The sequence below is a fragment of the Ruegeria sp. CF5 genome, from assembly GCF_056537325.1.
On the sequence record NZ_JBQFRI010000006.1, the window covers coordinates 132,333 to 157,289 of the forward strand.

General features: G+C 57.3%; 22 protein-coding genes. 1 reads left to right on the forward strand and 21 read right to left on the reverse strand.

Annotated features, from left to right (window positions below; translation table 11 throughout):
* From pdeM to ACR0NW_RS15355, 16 genes are all read right to left on the reverse strand, one after another.
* Positions 1–663 (reverse strand): ligase-associated DNA damage response endonuclease PdeM, encoded by a 663-nt coding sequence (pdeM, locus tag ACR0NW_RS15280; RefSeq protein ID WP_480451150.1) that lies wholly within the window; start codon positions 661–663, stop codon positions 1–3.
* Between the two features lie 43 nt (positions 664–706).
* The gene (locus ACR0NW_RS15285; protein ID WP_480451148.1) at positions 707–3,118 is read right to left on the reverse strand and encodes a ligase-associated DNA damage response DEXH box helicase; all 2,412 of its coding nucleotides are present in this window, start codon (positions 3,116–3,118) and stop codon (positions 707–709) included.
* Between the two features lie 42 nt (positions 3,119–3,160).
* The gene (locus ACR0NW_RS15290) at positions 3,161–3,961 is read right to left on the reverse strand and encodes an NAD(P)-dependent oxidoreductase (RefSeq protein ID WP_480451146.1); all 801 of its coding nucleotides are present in this window, start codon (positions 3,959–3,961) and stop codon (positions 3,161–3,163) included.
* The gene (locus ACR0NW_RS15295) at positions 3,958–5,265 is read right to left on the reverse strand and encodes an ATPase (protein WP_170651408.1); all 1,308 of its coding nucleotides are present in this window, start codon (positions 5,263–5,265) and stop codon (positions 3,958–3,960) included. Before ACR0NW_RS15295 ends, ACR0NW_RS15290 begins: the two co-directional genes overlap by 4 nt.
* A gap of 118 nt (positions 5,266–5,383) precedes the next feature.
* Complete coding sequence (locus tag ACR0NW_RS15300; RefSeq protein WP_480451144.1) at positions 5,384–5,929, reverse strand: prepilin peptidase; 546 nt, start codon at positions 5,927–5,929, stop codon at positions 5,384–5,386.
* Between the two features lie 4 nt (positions 5,930–5,933).
* Positions 5,934–6,782, reverse strand: a complete 849-nt coding sequence (locus tag ACR0NW_RS15305) for a tetratricopeptide repeat protein (protein ID WP_480451142.1) — start codon at positions 6,780–6,782, stop codon at positions 5,934–5,936.
* A gap of 29 nt (positions 6,783–6,811) precedes the next feature.
* A complete protein-coding gene (locus tag ACR0NW_RS15310; protein WP_480451140.1) occupies positions 6,812–7,393 on the reverse strand; it encodes a tetratricopeptide repeat protein in 582 nt (193 codons plus the stop codon).
* Between the two features lie 10 nt (positions 7,394–7,403).
* The gene (locus tag ACR0NW_RS15315) at positions 7,404–8,384 is read right to left on the reverse strand and encodes a type II secretion system F family protein (protein ID WP_170651412.1); all 981 of its coding nucleotides are present in this window, start codon (positions 8,382–8,384) and stop codon (positions 7,404–7,406) included.
* Between the two features lie 9 nt (positions 8,385–8,393).
* Positions 8,394–9,362 (reverse strand): type II secretion system F family protein, encoded by a 969-nt coding sequence (locus tag ACR0NW_RS15320; protein WP_480451138.1) that lies wholly within the window; start codon positions 9,360–9,362, stop codon positions 8,394–8,396.
* Positions 9,363–9,372: 10 nt separating this feature from the next.
* The gene (locus ACR0NW_RS15325) at positions 9,373–10,821 is read right to left on the reverse strand and encodes an ATPase, T2SS/T4P/T4SS family (RefSeq protein WP_170651414.1); all 1,449 of its coding nucleotides are present in this window, start codon (positions 10,819–10,821) and stop codon (positions 9,373–9,375) included.
* A gap of 21 nt (positions 10,822–10,842) precedes the next feature.
* Positions 10,843–12,078 (reverse strand): CpaE/TadZ family protein, encoded by a 1,236-nt coding sequence (locus tag ACR0NW_RS15330; RefSeq protein WP_480451136.1) that lies wholly within the window; start codon positions 12,076–12,078, stop codon positions 10,843–10,845.
* A 184-nt stretch (positions 12,079–12,262) separates the two neighbouring features.
* The gene (locus tag ACR0NW_RS15335; protein WP_480451134.1) at positions 12,263–12,892 is read right to left on the reverse strand and encodes an OmpA family protein; all 630 of its coding nucleotides are present in this window, start codon (positions 12,890–12,892) and stop codon (positions 12,263–12,265) included.
* A gap of 16 nt (positions 12,893–12,908) precedes the next feature.
* Positions 12,909–14,315, reverse strand: a complete 1,407-nt coding sequence (locus ACR0NW_RS15340) for a type II and III secretion system protein family protein (protein ID WP_480451133.1) — start codon at positions 14,313–14,315, stop codon at positions 12,909–12,911.
* A gap of 198 nt (positions 14,316–14,513) precedes the next feature.
* On the reverse strand, positions 14,514–15,395 hold the full coding sequence (cpaB, locus tag ACR0NW_RS15345) for a Flp pilus assembly protein CpaB (protein ID WP_480451130.1): 882 nt from the start codon (positions 15,393–15,395) through the stop codon (positions 14,514–14,516).
* Positions 15,396–15,627: 232 nt separating this feature from the next.
* The gene (locus ACR0NW_RS15350) at positions 15,628–15,879 is read right to left on the reverse strand and encodes a hypothetical protein (protein WP_480451128.1); all 252 of its coding nucleotides are present in this window, start codon (positions 15,877–15,879) and stop codon (positions 15,628–15,630) included.
* A gap of 307 nt (positions 15,880–16,186) precedes the next feature.
* Positions 16,187–16,444 (reverse strand): hypothetical protein, encoded by a 258-nt coding sequence (locus tag ACR0NW_RS15355; RefSeq protein WP_480451126.1) that lies wholly within the window; start codon positions 16,442–16,444, stop codon positions 16,187–16,189.
* A gap of 354 nt (positions 16,445–16,798) precedes the next feature.
* Between ACR0NW_RS15355 and ACR0NW_RS15360 the strand changes: the two genes are divergently transcribed.
* Positions 16,799–17,656 carry a lytic transglycosylase domain-containing protein gene (locus ACR0NW_RS15360; RefSeq protein WP_480451125.1) on the forward strand — a complete coding sequence of 286 codons (858 nt, stop codon included), beginning with the start codon at positions 16,799–16,801 and terminating at the stop codon, positions 17,654–17,656.
* 50 nt (positions 17,657–17,706) lie between these two features.
* Here ACR0NW_RS15360 and ACR0NW_RS15365 read toward each other — a convergent pair whose 3' ends face one another.
* The 5 genes from ACR0NW_RS15365 to tldD all read right to left on the reverse strand — a co-directional run bounded on the left by ACR0NW_RS15365 (position 17,707) and on the right by tldD (position 24,797).
* Positions 17,707–18,333, reverse strand: a complete 627-nt coding sequence (locus ACR0NW_RS15365; protein ID WP_170651421.1) for a 3-oxoacid CoA-transferase subunit B — start codon at positions 18,331–18,333, stop codon at positions 17,707–17,709.
* Positions 18,333–19,037, reverse strand: a complete 705-nt coding sequence (locus ACR0NW_RS15370; RefSeq protein ID WP_170651422.1) for a CoA transferase subunit A — start codon at positions 19,035–19,037, stop codon at positions 18,333–18,335. The genes ACR0NW_RS15365 and ACR0NW_RS15370 overlap by 1 nt, the downstream gene beginning before the upstream one ends.
* Before the next feature lie 133 nt (positions 19,038–19,170).
* Positions 19,171–21,807: a type I DNA topoisomerase gene (gene topA, locus ACR0NW_RS15375; RefSeq protein WP_480451122.1), complete on the reverse strand. Its 2,637-nt coding sequence runs from the start codon at positions 21,805–21,807 to the stop codon at positions 19,171–19,173.
* 214 nt (positions 21,808–22,021) lie between these two features.
* Positions 22,022–23,170 carry a DNA-processing protein DprA gene (gene dprA, locus ACR0NW_RS15380; protein WP_480451120.1) on the reverse strand — a complete coding sequence of 383 codons (1,149 nt, stop codon included), beginning with the start codon at positions 23,168–23,170 and terminating at the stop codon, positions 22,022–22,024.
* A gap of 205 nt (positions 23,171–23,375) precedes the next feature.
* Entirely contained in the window at positions 23,376–24,797 is a 1,422-nt protein-coding gene (gene tldD, locus ACR0NW_RS15385; RefSeq protein ID WP_170651425.1) for a metalloprotease TldD, read from the reverse strand.
* Positions 24,798–24,957 lie beyond the last annotated feature (160 nt).

Here is a 24,957-nt window from a genome sequence, read left to right on the forward strand (position 1 = left end):
TCAGCGCGGCATGGGAATGGCGCGGGGTTGCGCACCAGTCAGAATGGCCACCGCGTTGGATTGCATAAGTTTGGACAGCGCCGGTTCTGAACTACGCAGGCTTCCGGTATAGGTACCGTATGCAGGCAAAATCAGCCGATTTTCATCCACCAGAAAGGCCGGGCGACTGATGGATCGCCCACGGGCCCGGAGGCGCGCTTTGGGGTGATAGTGTCCTGACACCTCTGCTGTGGCACCGGGTTCCGCGATGTGGCGGAAAACCAGACCTTCGCATTTCCACTCGGCCAAATGCGTCCCGCCAAGCTCAACCGGGCCGGGGTCATGATTGCCCTCGATCCATATCCATCGCCGTCCCGCCTGTAGGGCCGAAATCTGCAACCTCTCAGCCTCGGGGATAGCAGTCGAGGCGATGAGGTCGTCAAAGCTGTCGCCCAGACAGATCACCGTTTCGGCGCCCGTGCGCTCGATGTCATCAGAAAGCCGGTTCAGTGTGTCGCGGCTTTCGTACGGGGGCAGCGATGGGCCGCCCCTGCGTGCGATACGTTCGGATTTTCCAAGATGCAGATCCGAGACACAGAGCGTCGATTGACCGGGCCACCAAAGAGCGCCCGAGCCGAGCGCACACAGCCGCGTTTCCGCAAAAGAAAAACCCCATCCGTTCATGTTACGTTCTTTGCTGGTTTCGACTGTCTTTTCAAGGCCATTTCTAGCCGGGCGTTAAACCCGCAGTTTGCAGCAACTTCTCACTCTCTTCGGCCAGCAGGCGTTCTTCGGCGTCGCCTTTGACCGGCACCTTGCCAACTTCCAGAAACAGCGGTGCTGCCAGTGGCGACACGCGATCCAGACGTACCAGATCAATCTGGCCGCTGATCCGCCCGATCATTGCTTCGATGCGACCAAAATCCACCAGACCACGCATGGCCTCTTCGCGGGTGATCTGCATCAGCAAATGGTCGGGGTCGTATTTTTGCAGCGTATCGTACAGGATATCGGAAGAAAACGTCGCCTGCCGCCCGGTTTTGCGCTGACCACCAGTGTTGCGCTCGATGAGGCCGGCGATGGTGGCGGATGCCCGAAAAGTCCGTTTCATCACCGCATTTCCTGCCAGCCATGTTTCCAAACCCTCGCGCAGCGCGTTGATGTGAAACAGAGGGCGTGGGTCGGTGACCGCATCAAGCCCCCAGATCAATGTGGCGTAATCCGTTGCGACAAAGCCAAGAGGGGCCAGCCCCAATTCCTCCATTCGTTTGGTCAGCAACAGGCCAAGGGTCTGCTGTGCATTGCGCCCTGCAAACCCATAGACGCAGATATGTTCGCGCCGGTCCTCGGGGAAGCTTTCAATCAGCAAACGGTCGCGCCGGGGCAGGCGCGAGACGTCCCGCTGCAGCGCCAGCCACTCCGCGGTGTGCTGCGGCAGTTGCGGCCAGTCTTTCTGGGCGAACATTCGCAATATCCGGTCGCTCAGCTGCGTCGAGGTTGCGAATTTCGTGCCGGAAAAGGTGGCGATCTTGGGCTTCTTGTCTGCACGCCGGGTCACCTCGACCACCATTTCGCGCAGTCCTTCGTAGCGGACGATCTGCCCTCCGATCAGGAAGGTATCGCCGGGGGTCAGCGACGCGGCAAACGCTTCTTCGACCTCTCCCAGTGGTTTGCCGCCCCGGTTGCGTTTCAGCCGAACCTTCAGCGTGTCCGTATCTTGGATGGTCCCCAGATTCATGCGAATCCGCTGTGCCGCGCGTGGATCGCGCAATTGCCACCGCCCGTCGGGGCGCTGCTGCAAACGCTGCCAGCGGTCATAGGCGCGCAGGGCGTAGCCGCCCGTGGCGCAAAATTCGAGACAGGCATCGAACTCGGGGCGGGTCAGGTTGGCGTATGGCCCGGCTGACACCATTTCGTTAAAAAGTGCGTCCGCATCGAACGGGCCAGCCGCTGCGGCGATCAGGATGTGCTGGCTCAGTACATCGCGAGGTCCGGGGCCGCGCGGGTCTCCGTCCAGATCATGCTCTCTGACGGCCTCAAGCGCTGCCACGCACTCGACTACCTCAAAACGGTTCGCTGGAACCAGTAGCGCCTTGGAGGGGGCGTTGTATCGATGGTTTGCACGGCCAATGCGCTGCACCAGACGTTTGACGTTTTTGGGCGCGCCGATCTGGATCACCAGATCCACATCGCCCCAGTCGATGCCCAGATCCAGTGAACCTGTGCACACGATGGCCCGCAGTTCACCACGCACCATCGCGCCTTCGACCCGCTCACGCTGTTGCCGGTCGAGGCTCCCATGATGAATGCCGATTGGCAGTCCGTCGTCGTTGGCCAGCCAGAGGTTGCGAAAAAAGATTTCGGCCTGTGCGCGGGTGTTGTGAAAGATCAGTGTTGTTTGGTGCCGCCTGATCTGATCCAGAACCGCGGGGATCGAATAGGCCGCGCCGCCCCCTGACCAGGGTGGTTTCTCATCGGTCTTGAGCATCGAGATATCGGGATCGGGGCCGGGATCGGCCTGAACGATGGCGCAAGGGTCCGGGTGGCGTGCCAGAAACTGTGCAATCGCCGTTGGATCCTCGACAGTAGCCGACAGCCCAACGCGTCTGAGCTGTGGGCATAACGCTTGCAACCGCGCCAGTGCCAGCATCAATTGATCGCCACGCTTGCTTTCTGCAAGGGCGTGGATTTCATCGACGATCACGCGCTGCAATCCGTCGAACATGCGGGGCGCGTCCTCGTATGAGGTGAGCAATGCCAGACTTTCAGGTGTTGTCAGCAGGATATGTGGCGGGTCTGCGCGCTGTCGCTTTTTCTGCGTGGCCGAGGTATCGCCAGTCCGGTCTTCGATGCGAATGGGCAGGCCAATCTCATCCACCGGAGTTCGCAGATTGCGCTTTATGTCAGCGGCCAGCGCCTTCAGGGGTGAGACATAAAGCGTGTGTAATCCGGTATGGGAACCGTCCGCCAGTTCTGCCAACGTGGGCAGGAACCCTGCCATTGTCTTGCCACCGCCGGTTGGCGCGATCAGTAGCGTGGCAGGATCGGCCGCGCGCGCATACAGGTCCTTTTGATGGGGATGAACAGTCCAGCCCCTTGATGTGAACCAGTTTCTGATCGGGGCGGGAATCTGCGTCATACTCGCAGAATACCCGTGTCCCAGCGGGACGGAAACGGCTTCTCAGCGCTTTTCCGTCAGGTTTCTGATTGCGTCTCTGACGGCCAACGGCAGGGACCTATCCAACTCTTCCGGCACACCGTCCAACGCACTCTCGACATCCTTTTCCAGAATGCCAATCGTGTTTTCAGTAGAGTATCCATCCCGGGCGAATTCGATCTGGTCGAAATTTGACGCGAACCAGTTCTGGCCCGAGCTTGTGTGGATCAACTTCAATAGCTTGCCTTCGTCGAGGTCGGAATTCTGCGACCACTCCAGCACCAGTCGCGTCATCGCAGTATTCGAAGCTGCCAGCAGATTGTTGAGCACTTTTGCCTGCATGCCTGAACCGTACGGGCCCATCCGATGGAAATGCGCACCCATTGCATCAAAAAGTGGTTGCGCGGCGTCCAGATCCGCATTGGTCCCACCCAGCATGAACGATAAACGCGCTTCTTGCGCGGCTATTTGTGCACCGGATATCGGGGCATCGATCAGGCTGACGGTTGGTGGTATCCGTTTGCGCAGATCCAGCACATATCGTGGGGAAAGCGTCGAGCAAATGATGATCTGCTTCAGCGTATCAATGTTTGCAAAGCCCTGAGCGCCAAACAGAACATCTTCGGTCTGGGGAATATCGCGCACGACCGTAAGCAAAATCTGCAAGCCGGATGCGAAAGCCGTTACATCATTGCTGACATGCGTGGACAGGACCCCGAATTCGGAACTAGGGCGTGTGTCGAAACCTCTGGCTTCAAACCCCGCGCGCAGCAGGGTGGCCAGCATCGGCGCGCCCATGCGTCCACATCCTGCAAGGCCGATCATTTGACGATATGCTCGTCCTTTACGAACATGTTGGCCCACGCCCGATCTATCAGGTCAGGGCTCATCTGATAGGGAATGCCCTCAAACTCGCAGATCGCGATCATCTGATCGATCAAAAAGATCGGCTGATAGTTCGCATAGATATTATTGATCGTCGGGTATTTGACCTTGAGCAGATGAACCAGCGCGGCCTCGTCCAGCGGCATGCCGCGTTTACGAGCGACCATGGCAAAGATCTTCAGGAAGTTCTCCTGATTCGGGCCGTCGATCTTGATCTTGAAGAAAATCCTCCGCAACGCCGCCTGGTCGAAGATCTCGTTCGGGTGAAAGTTGGTCGAGAAGATGACCAGCGTGTCGAACGGAACCTCGAATTTTTCACCAGATTGCAGGCCCAGAATGTCCTTGTTTTCTTCCAGAGGAACAATCCAGCGGTTGATCAGCGCCTGCGGTGGTTCCGCCTGACGCCCAAGGTCATCGACGATGAAGATGCCACCGGTGGATTTTAATTGCAGCGGTGCCTGATACGTTCGCGCGGTCGGGTTATAAACCAGATCCAGCATATTCAGTGACAGTTCACCACCGGTCACAACTGTGGGGCGTTCGCACATCACGTATCGGGTGTCGAACCGTTTGCGGCGGCGCAGGCTGTTTGGATCGTCGGGTTCCTGCTCGATCGCGTTGTGAACGATCGGGTCATATACAGTGATGACCTGACCGGCATATTCGATGGCGCGCGGAACATAGACATTGTCGCCCAACGCATCACGGATCCCGTTCGAGATCGAGGATTTACCGTTTCCGGGCGGTCCGTACATCAGGATTGAACGACCAGCGCTGACTGCGGGACCCAGATGATCCAGCAGGCTGTCTGGCAGAACCAGATGCCCCATCGCCCCGACCAGCTGATCACGCGTGACCTGAATGTTGCGGATCGATTGGCGTTTGACCTGTTCGCGATAGACAGCCAGAGGAACGGGCATGGCCCCGAAATACTCGGACTGGCTCAGCGCATCCAGCGCCCGCGCCTTGCCCGCATCCGTCAGCTGATACCCCATTTCGTTGCCGCTGTTTGCGTTCAGCGTACCGGTTGCCTCAAGCAGCTTTTGTTCCCGCGCAATATCGACCAGTTCCTGTGTTACGGAACCGGGCAGACAGATGGCTTCTGCGATCTCGCTGACAATCGATACGTTTTTCCGGAAAATAGTCTTGAGCAGAATGTCCCGCATCATCACGAGCGGAAGCTGCATTTCCTCAAGGCCCTTCGGGGCAGGGGGGGCCAGAACGGAAGTGGTTTGCATGTTCATGAGCGTCGCTCGTCTGTCAAGGTTGCACGTCAATTCAATACGGTAGAGGCCGCTTGTGGAAAATCTGTCGCAGATTTGTGGCAGGACAAAGGCGCAGGCAAGGCGCGTAAATGGTGGTTTACGAACCGAACATTGCGCCAAGTATCAGGTAGATGGCGAGTGTTCCCCCGAGCGTCAGGCCCATCGGAAAAAGTTTGCCTTTTTCCCAGCTTTCCCACTCGGGCGCGATCCGGCGCAATCCGGTGTATTTACCGATCCGATGCGCGGCGAAGGCGCCCAGAATCGTCGCGGTAAAAATTGCCATGAGCAGCCGAAAGTCATCGGTCCAGATGAACGGTGCCGCTGCGGCAGCGAATTTGGCATCGCCAGCACCAACTGCGCCTCCGGCATTTAGTAGAATGCCGATGATCAGAATGACGACCAGATGCAACAATTGCCAAGCATAAGACGGCAGGGATACCGCCAGTGGACCAATGTGACCTTGGCTCCATTCCTCGGACCACGGCGGCAGAACGAAAAGCCCAACGACCAGAAACACAACCGCCAACGCAACAACCGCGTGGTTCTTGATCCGCATTTCACGCATGTCGGTGAAGGCGACGTAAAAGCAAATTGGCAGCACAAACGGCAAAAACCATAGTGCCGCCGCAGCGGGGATGGCCATGGACCTATGCTTCTTCCAGCGCGCTCAGCGCCCGTGCAGCTTCATCGAAATGTTGCGGGTGCGTTGCTATCGCCTCGCGCAGCAGGTTTTTGGCTGTTGTCACATCGCCTTGTTTTACGGCGGAAATCGCCATCGTGTTCAGCAGCCGTGCGCGTTCCACCTGCGTCATGGGAATGACCGGCATGGAATAGTTTCCCTGCGCGCTGCGGGCCAGGACGAGGTTGTTTTTGGCCGTGAACAGTGACTTGTCCTGACGGATAGCCTCTGAGAACAGGCGCTCGGCGTCGGAATAGTTCCCGCGTGTGAGTTTTGAGTATCCCCAGTTGTTCATGACGCCCGCCGGGCGCGTGGTCAGGCCAACTGCTGTCTCATAAAAGTGATCGGCCCGTTTCCAGTCCTTGTTGGAATCGGCCACAAGCGCCTCAAGCCGATAGCGTTCGAACGATTCATGCGTGGGTGGAATCGAGTTCAGCACTTCCTTGGCGCGGTCCCACTCTCCACCACGAACCAGAGTATCGGCATAGTCGACCTTATCAGAAACGTTTGAGCCCTTCATGCCAACGAGCTTGGCCCAGGCCGAGGAAGCCTCGGTATACCTTCTGGCGCGGGTTAACGAGATCGCAAGACCGCGCTGCAAATCCGCCCGCCCCGGGTTCTTGCTTGCGGCCCCGTGGAAATAGGTGACCGCTTCGTTCGGATCTGCCGCGCTTAGCATGACGTCATTCAGGTTGGTTTCGTCGATGACGTTCACATCCTGAAATGTACGTTCAACTGTATCTTCGGATTTGTCCGAGCAGGCCGAAACCAGCAGCCCGAATGTCACCATGGTCGGAATCAGGAATGGATGGCGCATTTTTGCGTCCCCTACTGCACTTGCCTCAATCAAGGTGTCTTGCGGATGACGAAATCGCCTTCACCCCGCCGCACCAATTTAAATTCTTCTTCTTGGACATCATTATTAACAGGATTTTCCATTTTTGCGAGTGCTAACCGCAGATTGTCCCGGATTGAGTCACTTTCGCCATTGTCCAGTGCATACGCCCTTCGAAACACCTGCGCGGCTTCTGCGTATTCACCGGTTTCCATCAGCAGGACGCCCAGATTGTTCCATGCAACGGGCCAGTCCGGATCATCCTCCACGGCACGGCGCAGCAGGGTTTCTGCCTGCCCCAGCCGTTTCAGACCCAAATTGGCGGTTCCCATCGAGGTCAGGATTTCTGTCGTCATCCCGTCTTCCAACGCCGCCCGTGTGAACGCGTCGAGCGCCAGTTCAAATTGACCGGCTTCCATCAGCCTGTTGCCGACTTCCACGCCGTCTTCCGACTGGCCTTGCGGATCCACACCGGGAGGGAAGGGGCCATTTTGTGATCCGGGCTCAGTGCACGAAGCCACCGCAGCAAGAACTGCGATGGCTTTCAGGGAATTACGGAGGCGTGCATATGTTCGCTCGCCCAGGTTTTTCATTTCAGGTCGCTCACATGTTTTGCAGGTCCATGATGCCTTTCGCTGAAGGACCGACCAGAATGATCAGCAACGGCGGCACCGTTAGCATCATTGTGGCAAGTGTCATCTTGGTTGGCAACTTGTTAGCGGCCTCTTCCGCGCGCATCACACGTTTGTCACGCATTTCACCTGCATAGACGCGAAGTGCTTCGGCGATCGACGTACCGAATGTCGCCGATTGGATCATCACGGTCACGAACGAACTTACGTCCTGAACACCGCAACGTGTTCCCATGTCGCGCAAAACGGTGTCCTTGTCCTTGCCCGCCTTCATTTCATGAGCCACGACTTCGAACTCCTGAGCGATGTCGGGATATGAGGCTTGCGATTCCGCGGCCACGCGAACAATCGCCTGATCCAGAGACTGGCCCGCTTCGACACAAACCAGCATCATGTCCAGCGCATCCGGAAAACCGGCCGTGATGTTGTCCTTGCGCTCAGCGACGCGGCGCGTGACCCAGTATTTTGGAACCATATACCCCGCGATGCCCGGGCCGAGAACGCGCAGCAGCAGTTGCTGGCCCGTAAATTCCTGACCGCCTGAAAACACGGTTACAAGCAGAACGCCGAACAGCAGGCCGCCGATCCCCAATGCGAACTGGGCAAAGTGATAGAAACGGACCGCATCCTTGGACTGATATCCCGCCTGGCGCAACTTGAGCTGTACGGCAGACAGTTCCTCTTCGTTCTGCGGCTCAAGAAACGTCGCGAACTTTTCAAGTTGCTCGTTCCGACCCGCAGTACGCAGCCTGTCTTTTTTGTCCGACTTCTTGGATTTGTTCGAAGCTGCATTGCTACGCTGCAGCTTTTTCAACGGATCTTCCGGCTGGTTCAGCAAGAACGGAAGGGTCAGAAGGATCATGAACAGCCCCAGAACGCCGACGACGATCAGTGGTCCGAACTCTCCGAAGTTTTCTGTCAGAATGTCGTTGATACGGGTAAGAAATTCCATGGCTTGTCCTTACACCTTAATGTTGGTCAGCACGCGCATGACGATCAGGTTTACCGTCAGCATGATGCCAACAAAGAAACAGGCGGGGATAAACAGGTAATGGTCGACGACATCGTCATAATACCCGGGGTCGTTAATCAGAATGACACCGAGACAGACGAGGGGGAAGGCAGACAGGAATTTACCCGACCATTGCGCCTCGGCCGTGATTGCCTTGACGCGCCGGAACAGGCGAAAGCGTGCCCGGATCACTTTGGCCAGCCCTGCCAGAATTTCAGCCAGGTTACCGCCTGATTGCTGCTGAATGGCAACGGCCACAGCCAGAAAGCGAAGATCCTGCATATCTAGACGCGTCGCCATTTCCTTGAGCGCCTCACCAACATCGCGCCCGTACGAGCATTCATCGGAAATAATGCCGAACTCGGTCGCGATAGGGTCCTGCGTTTCCCGGGCGACGATCTGGATGGATGAGATGAAGGGGTGGCCGACACGCAAGGATCGAACCATCAGTTCAACGGCATCGGCCAGTTGCTCTTCCAGAAGGCCCATGCGCGTTTTGGCCTTTTTGCTGACCCACATGTAAACGGCACCGATTCCAATTAAGACAGACAGCGCCGCTCGGATCGGTGTTTCCGTGTTGGTTCCGACGCTCAGGCCCACAAATGCAAGCGCCGAAACCAGCGCCATGATCATGATCAGCTGCCTAGGCGTAAACGCAATCGCCGCTTTTTGTGCCTTATCAGCCAAAAGCGAATACAGCGGGATGGTCTGCGATTTCATGTGCTGCTGCATTTCTTTGCGCAGCTGTTCCAGCACCTGTTCGCGTCCGGCTCCTTTGTCGAGCATATCCAGGCGCCGATTGACCCGACTGTTCAGGCTGATCGATTTTCCGAATGCGACCAGATAGATACCTTCGACCAGGGCAAATACCCCGATGAAGATAAGGCCATAGATGAGGGGCTCCATGCTGATTTGCATAACTGTGTTCCTACATCGTTGTCGGGTCGTAAATGGAAGCGGGCAGGTCAAAGCCCCACAGACGGAAGCGCTCGGAAAAGTGGCTGCGAACGCCGGTTGCCGTAAAATGTCCGATGATCTTATTGTCGGGGGTCAGGCCCGAGCGCTGAAAGCGGAAGATTTCCTGCATGGAAATCACATCACCTTCCATGCCGGTGATCTCGGTGATCGAAGTCATGCGGCGTGAACCGTCCTGCAAACGGCTGGCCTGTACGATCAGGTTCACAGCGCTGGCGATCTGGCTGCGCACGGCTTTGATCGGCATTTCGATACCGGCCATGGCGATCATGTTCTCAAGGCGCGATATACCATCGCGGGCCGAGTTGGCGTGGATTGTGGTCATCGAACCGTCGTGGCCAGTGTTCATCGCCTGCAACATGTCGATCACCTCGGAGCCCCGCGTTTCACCGACAATGATACGGTCGGGACGCATACGCAGGGCGTTTTTCAGACAGTCCCGCGGGCTGACTTCACCCTTGCCTTCGACGTTCGGCGGGCGGCTTTCCATCCGCCCCACATGCGTCTGCTGAAGCTGAAGTTCCGCCGTATCCTCAATGGTCAGGATGCGTTCGGCATCGTCGATAAAGCTGGACAGGGCATTTAGCGTGGTCGTCTTACCGGAACCGGTACCACCCGAAACGATCACGTTCAGGCGGGTCGAGACTGCTGCCTGCAAATAAGCAGCCATTTCTTCGGTGAAGGCGCCGAAATTGACCAGATCGTCAATGCCCAGCTTGTCCTTTTTGAATTTCCGGATCGAGACAAGCGATCCGTCCACGGCAATCGGCGGCACCATGGCGTTGAAACGAGACCCGTCAGCCAGACGCGCGTCCACGTAAGGGTTGGATTCGTCGACACGACGACCCACCGCAGACACGATTTTGTCGATGATGCGCAGAAGGTGCTTTTCGTCCTTGAAGGTGATATCGCTGAGTTCCAGCTTACCGGCGCGTTCGACAAAAATCTGTTGCGGCCCGTTCACCAGAATATCGTTGATTGTATCGTCCTGAAGCAGTGTTTCCAGCGGGCCAAGGCCGGTAACCTCGTCATACAGCTCCTTGTTCAGCTGCGTGCGATCTTCGCGATTCAGAACGATATTTTTAGCTTCGAGAACCTCGCTGGCAATCGAGCTGATTTCGGCGCGCAATTCTGCCTCTGCTGCGTTTTCAAGCGCTGCGAGGTTCAGGTTTTCAAGGAGTTCCCGATGAAGTTCGATCTTGATTTCACCCAGGCGCTCTTTCCGCTTTCGATCACGGTCAGAAGAGGTTACCTCGGCGGACTTTTTTGCCACCGGCTTGCGGACAATGGCCGTTGGCTTGGCCGCCGCTTCGGGCGTGGTTGCCGGCTTTTCGGCCGCTGGGGTTTTGGCGGCAGCTCCTACAGGCTGCGCTGCAGGCTGTTTTTTGTATCTTGAAAACACGGCTCCCCCCTCGGGTTGGGTTTAGGCGGCTTCGGCGTCACTGGTTCCCAGGACGTGAAGTGATTGTGCGAGTTTTGCGATTTCACGGCGAAGCGGATTTTTCGCGGCCGAACTGGCCAGTGGCAGCCCGTGATCGCCGCTTTGCATGATCTGTTTGCCACCGTCCGGCAGCAGAAGGTCGATCGAAATACCCAGGCTTTCCCCCATACGCTTGACCCGGCTTTTGCCACTGAGGTCGGTAAACTTTGGTGCACGGTTCAACGCGAAGCGAAGCTTGTTAAAGGGCAAATCCTCGGCCTGCAGCGCGCGTTTCAGGCGCAGGGCGTTTTGGGCAGAACGCATGTCCAGTTCAATCAGCGCGAAATAAACATGTGCGGCATGCAGTACGGTTTCCGACCAGTGCACCAGGGTCTTGGGCATGTCGACAACCACATAATCGAATTGCGCGCGGGCCACGTCGATGACGCGCTGGACATCTTCGGGGGTGATGATGTCCAGCGGGACCATGTCGGTCGGCGCAGTCAAAACGTGCAACTTGTCTTCGAAGGTTTGCAGTGCGGCTCCAAAAACCTCGTCATCCATCGTTTCGGTTTCGGACAGCATTTCAAAGACCGCCTCGCGTCGTGGCAGGTCCAGATAGGTTGAAACACTGCCGTATTGCAGGTCGAGATCCAGCAGGCAGACGCTTGGCGCTTCCTTGGCCGAGACGGTGGCAAGTTCCCAGGCCAGATTGACTGCCATCGTTGTTGCACCCACACCGCCCGCGAGGCCCTGAACGACGAACATGGCGCCCTCTTTGGACTCTCCACTGGACAGGTTGGCACGTTCCGGATGCGCCGTTGCCGCGGGTTCGGGCCGATTCATTCGTTCGATCGCTTCCTGCAGCTCTTTTTCCGGCAGAGGGTAGGGGACGAATTCGTCGGCGCCCTTACGCAACAGCTGGTGAAGTGAGGCAGGAGAAACGTCCTCGGCGATCAGAACGACCTTGATACCTTTCGCTTTGGCCTGAGAAATGATCTCACCCATCAGTGAAAGGTTGTCTTCGTCTTCGCCATCTATGGCCAGCGCAATGAATTGCAGGGTTTCCGCTTCGGGCTGACTGAAAAAGGCAAGCGCCTCAGCAAATCCCAGATCGCCCCAGCTTTCCCCCAACGCGGCTTCCATATCTTCGATCAGCAGATCAAAATTCTGCACATCCCGGCTAACCGTACAGGCCAGAATTGAATTCGCGTCGTTTTGCGGCGTAGCGCTGGTCATTAACAGAATCCTCGTTGTAGAGACTTGGCCGGCCATCCGAGCAAACACAGTCGCCCCAAAGCGGTCAAAATGGCCGCAAGTCACCCATTGTTGAAAATGTTGCCCGGAAGTTTGGCGAGAATTTGGCGCAAAAGAACCAATTGTAGGGAATTGGGCGACGATGCCGCCCAATTACACAGTATTGTTATTCGTCAGCGAAGTTTCCGGCACGGCTTTGAACGGTGACGCTGGAAACAGTCGTCGCGCTGTCGATGTACTCTCGATAGACGACATGCGCGTATTTTCCGTCCAGGATATTCGGATGCCGATCGACGAAACCAGATACTTCTGTCACAGTCCGACGGTTACGCCGTTCGCGATCGGGCGTTGAGATCAGCGGCCTGTTTTCACCATAGGAAACAACGGCTTCAAGGCGAGACCGGGAAATACCCTGGCTGGCAAAGAACGCTACAACCGCTTGGGCCCGACGCAAGCCGAGGCTCTTGTTGTAAGCCGCGGAGCCGACCGAATCCGTATGCCCGTAAACCCGGAAGCGGACTTCGGGGAACTGCCGGATCCAATTTGCCTGCTGAGTCAGCGTCTGCTGTGCCGCAGCATCAAGCTTTGTGCTGTCGAAGGCAAAGTTGATCTGTGTCGGCACCTCATTGGAGAAGCGTTGATTCAGAATCTGCCCATAGGTCAGTTCACCGTTCATGACCTGGATATTGTTCAGATTCGCGTTGCCAAACGTTCCCTGATCAATCTCGTATCCAGCTTCCCGAGAACAGGCGGCGACTGCGACCGTTAGGCCCAGTGTGATGATCCACTTCTGCATTGGTCCTATCCTCCTATCAGTCCAGAACATAACCGTAGGACCCGCCAAAGTCCTGCTTGGCGACTTCTGCGGCGGCTCCGCTTCCGGCGCGAACGGTTCTGGACACGTGGCCGTTCAGGAACAGATCAAGTTCGCTTGGCGGTTTGACGCGGTCCGTTGGCAAGGCCAGTGCTTCTCCGCGTGTCGGCGATACCAGATGGGTAGTGATGATAATAATCAGTTCACTTTGCTCACGCTGATAATCCGCACTGCGGAAAAGCGAACCCAGAACCGGCACGTCGCCAATCCATGGGACTTGCGAGTTAAGGTCCCTGAAATCATCCTGGATCAAACCAGCAACGGCAAAGCTCTCTCCGTCTCGCAGTTCAACGGTTGTGGCGGTTTCCCGTCTGATAAAGCTGGGGATAGTGTCACCGTTGAATGTAAAGCTGGTGTTGGGGTCAATAGCCGAAACCGACGCGACCATTTCCAGGTTGATCAGATCACCATCCACCACCCGCGGAACGAACTTCATTTCTACGCCGAAGGGCTTGTAATCAATGGTGATTACGTTGTCTTCCTGCGGGACCGGAATTGGAACCTCGCCACCCGCCAGGAATGTAGCTTCCTGCCCGGACAGGGCTGACAGGTTCGGTTCGGCCAGACTGCGGACAAGTCCTTTGGTTTCCAGGGCTTCCAACATAAGCGCTACCTGGGTGGACCCGACACCAAAGCCAAACAGAATTGCACCGGTATTGGTTTGACCATTCGGAATGTTGCCGTTCAACGCTCTGTTCAGCGCATTTTGCGTGTTCAACGACTGGAATCCGGCTGTGACATCTGTGCCGGAGAAGCCAAGAGACGTTGTCAGCGATTTTGCCACGGCGCGGTTCATCTCGGCAAACCGAACTTTAAGCATCACCTGCTGTACGCCGCCCACATTCATCAGGTTCGAAACCCGCTCAGGCGCATAACGTTCGGCCAGCTCCAGTGCGCGATCCAGTCGCGCGCCGCTGGAAACGGTTCCGGACAGGACGATGCCATCGTTTGCCGTGCGAACTTCGATTTGCTCGTTCGGCAGAATCTGTCTCAGACGCTCCTTGAATTCGGTCACATCGGGTGCAACGCGAACTTTCACGTTTGTGATAAGATTTCCACCGGGGTCGAACAGGGTCAGTGTCGTCAACCCGGGGGACTTACCAAGGACATAGATCGTCCGGTCCGACAGAGAAGAAATGTCAGCAATCCCCGCGTTTGCAATGCTGAGCTCAGCAAAGGGTTGCTCGCTTTCTACGACGATCGCGCGATTCATCGGAACTTCGAGCGTTTCCGCCGTCCCGTTCTTCACGATTCGAAGATTTTCAGCCCAGGCGGCATGGCCGACCGGGCTCATAACAAGTGCCAACCCCAACAGGGTTGACCTGATCCAGGAACTTAATGTCATGTGACCTGCCTCTCCGATCACGCCTCGTTTTTTTGGGTCTTACGCCCTATGATGCCAGACTGTGCGCGATTTCCCGATTTTATGCAATAATCAAGGGTTTCTGGAAGGTTCCTTATGTGGATAATGGGCAACATGCAAAAAACTTGAGCCGCGCAAATTGCGCGGCCCAGGAAAGTTTAACAACTGAATAGCAGTCAGTTAGTTGGTGCAGGGGATCTGTTCGACCTGAATCTGACCGCCTCGGCGAACTCGGTTGGTGCAGACCTTTTCTTCGACCTTCTTGATGACCGGTGCAGCGGCTTCAATCCCTAGAAGTTTACGCTGGTCGACCTCGATTGCACTGGCGATCGTATCGTCCTGAATACCGACCAATGCCAAGGACAACCGCCCTGTGTTTTGCGCTTGGGCGAGGGCCGCGATCTGTTCTGGTGTGGCTGCAACGGTTACCGTTCTGGCGATGGTCGTGCCGGTTACGTCCGAACCCGCCGATTGGTCAACTGCAATCAGCTGGATATTGGGTTGAATAAGGCGCGTGATCTCACCTTCCACATCGGTAGAGATGTTGCGAAGTGATCCCGTCCAATACACGTCAACAGTGTCCCCTGGGCGCAGAAAACCGGATACGCCCGACGCCACATCCACGCTGATGGCGAACGCCCTCATGCCTTTTTCAAGTTGCGATGTCAGCCCTGCCGCCTCACCGGGTTTGGTGATCTTAACGGCCATGATCGCCTCGTCTTTTTCCATTGTCCGCAGAATGAAACGCTCGTTGTCCGCCTGATCGGGGAACAGAACGGCGATTTCAGTGAACGTTCCTTCGGGAATCGCGGTTTCGGGCCATCCGACCACGCGCACATCTTCCTCGGTCAGGCGCTCTCCGTATTTCAGGGGGCGGTTCGCCACAATGACATTAACAGTGGGGACGGTTTCGACCTGCGCGTTCGCCAACGCCTCAGCGCGCGCCTGACGCTCGCGCGCCAGTTCGGCCTGATGGGCCGAAATATAGTTTCGGGCCATGTAAACGGCACCCCCCGCCAACGCGACCCCAAAAATCAGGACAAGACCAAAAACAGCTCGCATTCACACACCTCGTTCGTATTCCGTCAAACGTGCAGCCGCTGGCGCAGTGCATTAAACAGAGTATTTCCTATATCCTAATTGTGTCGAAATAAGGGACAAATGCTCAAAATGACTGTTGCAAAAACGATATCCTGGCACTCTTACTGAAAAATATTCCCTGGCAAGTCGTCCTGATCGAAAAGAAACCGCGACCCGGATTGGATCGCGGCGGGATTTCTCGGGAATAGCGGGTTTAGCTGCCGCCGGTGCTGCTTCCACCGACGATGATACCGCCAGAGGTCGATGTTGTGCCTGTCGCTGTACCGCTGCTGACGGTCGTGCGGTCCAGAGCGTTGCCGACACTGCTGGACAAAGTTTCCGAACCGCCGGCGATTCCTACATAGGCAAGCGCCGCAAGGGCAACGACCGCAGCGGTTAGCACCACCCAGTCAACCGTCACAGCACCACTGTCTTCGTCTTTGAAGTTCCTTATAAATGTAATCAATTTGCGTCCCTCCTGGTGGCGCGAGCTTGCTTCAGCCTTCTCGTGCATGCGGCTGCGTCTCTCTCACGCGTTCCGATACCGTGGCATTAGGTCATCTTAGCCAGAGATGCGTGGCAAGAATTTGACCAAATCAGGTTGGATTTGCCGAAAAGTCGGGATTTTAAACGCCTTTTCAATGGGTTTTGCCAATTTGGCATATGCGAGGCGTGCCACCAGGCTTTGACAGTCACGCGGTATGGGATTTTGAATCAAAAAAGCTACGCCTCTGGATGAGGCGTAGCTTCTGTTTCTGCCGTGTCGGCAAATATTAGTTGCTGGAACCGCTGGTGCCAGCAGCAGTGATACCGCCTGAAACAGTGGAGGTGCCGGTGCCGGTGATGGTACCGGTGCTGACGGTCGCGCCGGACAGAGCTGTGTCAACGTTGTTGGCCAGACCTTCTGCACCACCCGAGATACCCTGGTATGCAACGGCTGCCAGAGCAACAACGGCTGCGGTCAGAACGACCCAGTCTACAGTTACGGCGCCGTCTTCGTCTTTGCGGAAGTTCTTGATGAACTTGATCATGTTACGTCCCTCCTAAAGGATCAAACTTAAAAATACTAACCTCGGCGACATTCGGAACCATCTCTCTCGTCGGTCCCTGTCCGTCTCGGTATGAAACAGAGATTGCCTATCAGGCGTGGCAGGAATTGGGCCAAATCAGGAATTTTTTGCCCGGACCTTAATTTTTTAGTTACGAATTTTACAAAGCATTGAAAAACAATGATAAAAAGTTTTTCACAACTTGTTCTGGGCAAAGCGTGCGGTGCAAAATGGTATCAAATGAGGCAAAACCGCCCCATTTCGCTTTGTTTCTCTGGTGTTGCGGGAGGAAATCGGTATCAACTCGCCTTAAAACAATAATAGTGAGGCAGGCAGATGTACCTCCGGAACGCGATCACTTGCGCCGGCATGCTGGCGCTGCTTCTTATTGGCGCTCAACAGGTTACCGCCACCGAACCCGAAACCAAAGGGGTCTACAAGCGGATCAAGGCACCAAAACCCGGCACTAGGCCAAAAATAACAGTACAGATCACCGCGGAGGAGCACGCAGCAGCCCCCTTTGCACCCAGTACAGGTGCTGAAATACCCTCGGCCAATGTTGTTGCCAGTGTCGCGCCACCGATACCGGCGGCACTTCCCGCGCCGACAAGCAAATATGGAACGTTCTGGGACAGGGTGTCACCTGAGCTGACCAGTGCAAGCGCGGGGCGGTTGAACCGGGCGATGCGGGCGTTGACTGATGCCGGGGTAACCTCACCACGCCTTCAGTCTCTGCAGAACATCGCGACCGAGCGTGGAATAGACATTCTTCGCTCTACGGTAGGAACCAATGTGTCTCCCGCCTTAGTTCTGGCGGTCATTTCTGTTGAATCAGCCGGCCGCGCCGATGCGGTAAGTTCGGCGGGTGCTCAGGGGCTCATGCAGCTGATGCCGGCAACTGCCAAACGGTTCGGCGTTTCAGACAGTCTCGTGCCGGCTCAGAACATTGCCGGGGGCGTAAAGTACCTGAGCTGGCTGATGGAAGAGTTCGGCAACGATCCGATTCTGGTTTTGGCCGGGTATAACGCGGGCGAGGGATCGGTACGCAAGCACAGCGGCGTTCCCCCATATTCCGAGACCCGCGATTACGTTCCCAAGGTTCTGGCCGCGTTTCAGGTGGCTAAAGCCCTCTGCGCCACGCCACCCGAACTTATCTCTGACGGGTGTGTGTTTCAGTCCATGAACGGCCAGTGAAATGAAAAGGCCCGCCATAAACGGCGGGCCTTTCTGATCGGTGAGCGTGCTCAGTTGACGATGGTTGCCTGAGTTGCCGCGCGCATCTCGTCCTCGCTGACGCCGTCGGCCAGCTGCACGATTTTCAGACCGCCTTCGACCACATCCAGAACACCCAGATTGGTGATGATGCGATCAACGACACCTTTCCCGGTCAATGGCAAGGTGCATTCCTTCAGCACTTTCGAGTCGCCGTGTTTGTTGGTGTGATCCATCACAACCACCACGCGGCCAACGCCTGCGACCAGGTCCATGGCGCCGCCCATGCCCTTGACCAGCTTGCCGGGAATCATCCAGTTCGCCAGATCGCCCTTTTCATCCACTTCCATGGCACCCAGAATCGCAGCGGCGATCTTGCCGCCACGGATCATGGCAAAAGACGTTGCGCTGTCGAAATACGCCGTCCGGGCTAGTTCGGTGATGGTCTGCTTACCGGCATTGATCAGGTCGGGGTCCTCTTCGCCTTCGTAAGGGAAGGGGCCCATGCCCAGCATGCCGTTTTCGGATTGCAGAGTGATGTCCTTGTCACCGACATAGTTCGCCACCAGCGTCGGAATTCCGATGCCGAGGTTCACATACATGCCGTCTTCCAGTTCCTCCGCCGCGCGGGCGGCCATCTGATTGCGGTCCCAGGGCATTATGCTTCCTCCTTCTTACGGGTGGTGCGCTGTTCGATGCGCTTTTCGTGCTCGCCCTGAATAATGCGATGCACATAGATGCCGGGCAGATGGATGTTGTCCGGGTCCAGCTCGCCGCGCGGCACGATTTCCTCGACTTCAGCGATGCAGATTTTACCGCAGGTTGCCGCCGGTACGTTAAAGTTACGTGCGGTCTTGCGGAAAATCAGGTTGCCGGTGTCGTCGGCCTTCCAGGCTTTGACGATGGCCAGATCGGCAAACAGACCTTCTTCCATGATATAGGTCTCGCCGTTGAAGTCCTTGTGCTCCTTGCCTTCGGCGATCACGGTGCCAACGCCGGTCTTGGTGTAGAAGCCGGGGATGCCCGCGCCTCCGGCGCGCATACGTTCGGCCAGCGTGCCCTGCGGATTGAATTCCAGCTCAAGTTCGCCAGACAGGTACTGGCGCATGAATTCTGCGTTTTCACCGACATAAGAGCTGATCATCTTTTTGACCTGCCTCGTCTGCAGCAGGATACCGATGCCGAAGTCGTCCACACCTGCGTTATTCGATGCAAATGTCAGGTCCTTGACCCCCGACTCCTTGATGGCTTCCAACAACAGTTCCGGGATACCGCAAAGGCCAAACCCGCCCCCTGCGATCAGCATGCCGTCCTTCAGCACCCCATCGAGCGCTTCGGTGGCATTGGCATAGACTTTTTTCATGGAATACTCCCCCAATGACTTGGTGATGGCGCAGGTTGTGCCGCCACGTCACGAGGAAGTCAATGAAACCAAGGGGCAATGGTATTTCTACCTAATGATGCAAGCCCGGTAGATTACCGGGCCCGCGTCATTGTTATTCGGTGGCCGCCTTCTTGGCCGTCTTTTTGGGCGCTGACTTTTTCTTTGGTGCGGCTTTCTTTTTGGTGCCCTTCTTTGCGGCCTTTTCCGCGATCAGGCCCAGCGCTATTTCCATTGTGACATTTGCCGGCTCCACATCCTTGGGCAAGGTGGCATTCACCTTTTCCCATTTGACATATGGCCCATAGCGTCCATCCAGAACCTGAACTGCGCCGCCGTCGGGATGGTCGCCCAGTTCTTTCAGCGGTTTTGCCGCCGCGCGCCTTCCGCGTCCCGGATTGGCGCGCTTTTCTGCCAACAGCTCCACCGCGCGGTTCATGCCGATCTCGAACACGTCGTTGGGGTCCTTGAGGTTGGCATAGATCGGCTTGGCCTCATCTGCCAGCTGATGCATCAGGTAGGGGCCAAAGCGGCCAAAATTGGCGCTGATCATTCCGCCTTCGGGGTGCTCACCGATTTGGCGCGGCAGGCTCAGCAGCGTCAGCGCCTTGGCCAGATCCATATCATCCTTGCTCCACCCGCGCGGCAGTGAGGCGCGCGGCGGCTTCTTGTTCTCGGGCGTGGGTTCGCCCCGCTGGACATACGGACCAAAACGGCCCGATTTCAGCCAGATCTCGTCTCCCGCGTCCTCGCCCAGCAGACGTTCATCGCCTTCGGCACCTTCGCCTGCGATAGGACGGGTGTAATTGCACTCCGGATAGTTGCCACATCCCACAAAGCCGCCGGTTCGTGAGGTTTTCAGATGCAATTGGCCCACACCGCATTTCGGGCAAATGCGCGGGTCCGAGCCGTCTTCGCGTGGCGGATAAAGCTGCGGCGCAAGCACCTCGTCCAGCTTGTCCAGCACTTCCGAGATGCGCAATTCCGACGTCTCGCCAATGGCGGCAGAGAAATCGCGCCAGAACTTGCCCAGCAGGTCCTTGTAATCTCGCTCACCCGCACTCACGTCATCCAGCTGCCCTTCCAGATTTGCGGTGAACTCATACCCCACGTATTGGCGGAAGAAATTCAGCAGAAAGATGGTGACGATCCGCCCCTTTTCCTCGGGGATCAGCCGGTTTTTGTCTTTGCGCACATATTCGCGGTCCTGAATCGTGGTCACGATCGAGGCATAGGTCGACGGCCGCCCGATCCCCAGCTCCTCCATCCGCTTGACCAGAGTCGCCTCGGTGTAGCGCGGGGGGGGCTGAGTGTGGTGTTGCAAGGCCAGAACGGCTTCGTTTTCGGACAGGATCGCGGCTGTCTTGCCGGTGCTGTCGCCGGATGCCTTGGCGAACTGATCGCGCAGCGAAGTCTTTGCAAAACGGGCCGGGTCGCCCTGCATGATCTGGGGCAGGCGCTTTTCATCGTCATCGGCCACATCATCGCGGCCTTCTTCATAGACACGCATGAAGCCGTCGAACATCACCACCTGACCGGTGGCTCGCAATCCGACCTGACCGTCGTCGCTGCCGATCTCGACGGTGGTCCGCTCCAGCCGCGCTGCAGCCATCTGACAGGCGATGGTACGCTTCCAGATCAGGTCATACAGCTTGCGCTGGTCGTCATCGGTAACTTTCAGCGCCTTGGCGTCGCGGTTCATATCCGTCGGGCGGATACATTCGTGGGCTTCCTGCGCGTTCTTGGCCTTGTTCTTGTAGATACGCGGGCTGTCCGGCACATATTCCGCGCCGTAACGGTCACTGATGGCATCGCGCGTGGCCGCAACCGCCTCGGGGGCCATGTCGATGCCGTCGGTCCGCATATAAGTAATGTAGCCCGCCTCGTAGAGCCGCTGCGCCACCTGCATCGCATGGCGGGCGCCCATACCGAACTTGCGGCTGGCTTCCTGTTGCAGGGTCGAGGTCATGAACGGAGCGCTGGGGTTTCGTGCAGCGGGCTTGGCCTCGACCGATGTCACGCTCAGTGCGCGGCTGGTGATCGCCTGCACCGCAAGTTCCGCCTGCGTGGCATTGGCCAGATCGTGCTTGTCCAGCTTTTTGCCTGCCAGCGTGACAAGCCGCGCCTCAAAGGTCTGGCCCCGTGGTGTTTCGAAAAGTGCCTTTACCGACCAGTATTCGACTGGTTTGAACGCTTCGATCTCCATCTCGCGCTCGACGATCAGGCGCAGACAGACGGATTGCACTCGGCCCGCCGACTTCGCGCCAGGCAGTTTTCGCCACAGAACAGGTGAGAGGTTGAAGCCGACCAGATAATCCAGCGCGCGTCGGGCCAGATAGGCCTCGACTAGTGGCATATCCACCTCGCGCGGGTTTTGCATTGCCTGCGTCACCGCGTCCTTTGTGATCGCATTAAATGTCACGCGGCTGACCGGCGTGTCCTTCTTGATCGAGCGGCGCTTGGTCAGCGCCTCCTGCAGGTGCCAGCTGATCGCTTCGCCCTCGCGATCGGGGTCGGTTGCGAGGATCAGCGCATTGTCTTCTTTCAGTGCGTCGGCGATGGCTTTGACATGTTTTCGGCTGTCGGCACCAACCTCCCATGTCATCGCGAAATCATCGTCGGTATCGACTGATCCGTTCTTGGCAGGCAGGTCGCGCACATGGCCGTATGAGGCCAGAACCGTGTAGTCAGGGCCGAGATATTTATTGATCGTTTTTGCCTTGGCCGGGGATTCTACAACAACTACAGGCATTTAGTGAAAAACCTCGCTCGACGGAATTGGCGCCTTGTATGGCCGTGCAAAATGTGTGGGGCAAGGGCAGATTGTCAATGCGTTCCGTTTGAAATTGGATTTTCGCCTAAAGATCAACACGATGGCTCGGTGTTTTTATCACATGTCCGGCTGTCAGCGTGCAGAGTGTGTTCCTTGTTGCGCCGGTCATCGTGATTCCGACCGGGTTTTTGCGTCAGCTGGCAAGCGACAGCAAACCACCCGCCTGCCGTCGTATCCGCCCGTCAAGTTCCAGATCGACCAGAGCGGGGCCTATTTCTCCGGCGCTGACCGACAAATCCCGGATCAGTTGATCCTCGGCCACAGGCGACGGCCCCAGAAGTCTGAGGATGCGGCTATGCAATACTTGGGCATCGCGTGGGTCTTTCACCGGTTGCGTTGCAGCCGGAGTTTCAGACTTGCTGCGGGAATTCAACGGCAGATCCGATTGTTGCCTCGGCAGAGCATCTATCACGTCCTGAGCGGACCGGATCAGCGTGGCCCCATCCCGCAGAAGCAGATTGCACCCTGCGGCACGCGCATCAAAAGGATGTCCGGGAACCGCCAGAACCTCGCGCCCCTGATCAAGCGCATCCCGCGCGGTGATGAGGCTGCCGGATTTTGCGGCCGCTTCGACGACGACGACAGCCTGAGCCAGCCCCGAAATGATCCGGTTCCGGCGTGGAAAGTGACGGGCCTGCGGAACGGTCTTCATTGGCTGTTCCGAAAGCCGCAGCCCCTTGTCTGAGATTTCCGCTGCCAGATTGGCGTTTTCCGCCGGATAGACGACATCAGCGCCGCCCGCCAGAACAGCCACCGTGCCCGAGTTCAGTGCCGCCATATGCGCTGCTGTATCAATGCCGCGGGCCAGGCCCGAAACGACGACATAGCCTGCCTCTCCCAGCTCTTTCGCCAGTGCCCGGGTCATGCGCGCGCCAAGGGAAGAACAATTGCGGGCACCGACAATCGATATCATGGGGCGTTGCAGTAGGCCCGGATCGCCAACCGCCCACAAAAGCGGTGGCGCATCCTGCAAGTCAGTAAGGGCATTCGGAAATTCGGGATCGAACAGGCACAACAGCCGTGCATTGGCTGCTTTCGCCGCTCTAAGTTCCGATTCAATAACGCCGGGAGGGCAGATTTCATAACCCTCTATCCCGGCAGCGCGCGCCATTTCCGGCAGCGCGGCAAGCGCGTTCTGCGCTGTCCCATGTTCACGCAGCAACCGCCGGAACGTTGCCGGACCGACCTTGCGTGAGCGCAACAGACGGAGCCAGGAAAACCGATCATCTTCCGTGGTGGGTGGGAGTGTGGGGTGATTGGAAGAAAGCTGCTCCTCGGTCATCCGTCGCTCCGCCTGATTGCAGAACCGGTTTACGGGTGGTGAGGTTAACGCTCGGTGAATCGAGGAAAAATCTACGAAAATTTCTGCAAAACTACTGCGAAGTTCCAGTTATGCCTTGGCAAAACGGAAGATAAACCATCCCGGGTTGCAGGTTGTCGCTTGGGGTGCGGCGCAGAACAATCCTGCGCCGCAGGTAGATTTCGAATCAGGCTGCCGATCCGCCCACCGTCAGCCCATCCATCAGAACGGTCGGCTGACCCACGCCCACGGGCACCCACTGGCCATCCTTGCCACAGGTTCCCATTCCAGGATCCAGCTCCATGTCATTGCCAAGTCCGCGAATGCGTTTCAGGGCCGAAGGCCCGTCGCCGATAAGGGTGGCTCCTTTTACTGGCGCTCCGATCTTACCATTCTGAACACGGTATGCTTCGGTACAGGAGAATACGAATTTCCCGTTTGTGATGTCGACTTGACCGCCACCGAACCCCACAGCCCATATACCGTCCTTGATCTCGGCCACCAGTTCCGCCGGATCGGCATCGCCCCCCAGCATTATCGTATTGGTCATCCGAGGCATCGGTTTGTGCGCATAGCTTTGCCGCCTCCCATTGCCAGTGGGGGCCACACCCATCAGGCGCGCGTTCTGGCGGTCTTGCATGTACCCGGTCAGAACGCCGTCCTCGATCAGCACTGTTCGGGAACTAGGTGTGCCCTCATCATCCACGGTGATCGAACCGCGCCGGTCGGCAATTGTGCCGTCGTCCACGACTGTCACGCCTTTCGATGCAATTTGCTGCCCCATAAGCCCGGCAAAGGCCGAGCTGCCTTTACGGTTAAAATCGCCTTCCAACCCATGACCAATGGCTTCGTGCAGCAGAATACCGGGCCAGCCGGGGCCAAGCGCAACCTCCATCACACCAGCGGGGGCAGGGACCGCATCCAGATTGACCAGAGCAATCCGCAACGCCTCGCGCGCCTTGCCCTGCCAGTCTGCCGGATCAATCAGCCCGTCCAGGCCAACGCGCCCGCCGCCCCCGGCGGATCCGCTTTCACGCCTGCCGTTCTGTTCGACAATGACCGAGATGTTCAGCCGCGTCATCGGGCGCACATCACGCACGCGAACCCCGTCGGGGCGTAGAATCTCGACCTCCTGTACAGCCGCGGCAATGGTGGCACTGACCTGCACGACCCGAGGGTCAAGATCGCGGGCAAAGGCATCAATCTCGCGCAGGGTTTCGATTTTGACCGGAAAGCTGGCGGATTCGATCGGATCTTCGTCCGTATAAAGCCGCGTATTGGTCGCCCGGGGGGCCTCGGCCAGTGTGCCGCCCCCGTCACCCACCGCAAGTCGCGCGGTCTCGGCTGCGCGTTTCAGGGCCGGTATCGAAACCTCGGTCGAATGGGCATAACCCGCCACATCGCGCTGAACCGCGCGCAGGCCAAACCCCTCGGACGCGTCATAGGACGCAGTGCGCAGACGGCCATCATCGAATACCAGCGCTTCGGATTTTCGCCGCTCGACGAACAGCTCGCCATCTTCCGCACCGTCGGTTGCCGACCTTAGTACGGCAAGCGCCTCGTCATGCGGTAGAGCGGTTTCAAATGGGCGAAACGGGGCTTGAGCCATCGGTTGGAACCTTTCCGGTTTGATCCAGATCAAAAATAGCGTCTGTTTGACGCAAGCATTTTGCTTTATCTACCCTCCGGAATATGGTTTTTAACGCGGTCAAAGACAACGGGAGAGGTGTGACCGATTCACGCCTTATCGCCAGGGACGCAAAGATCAA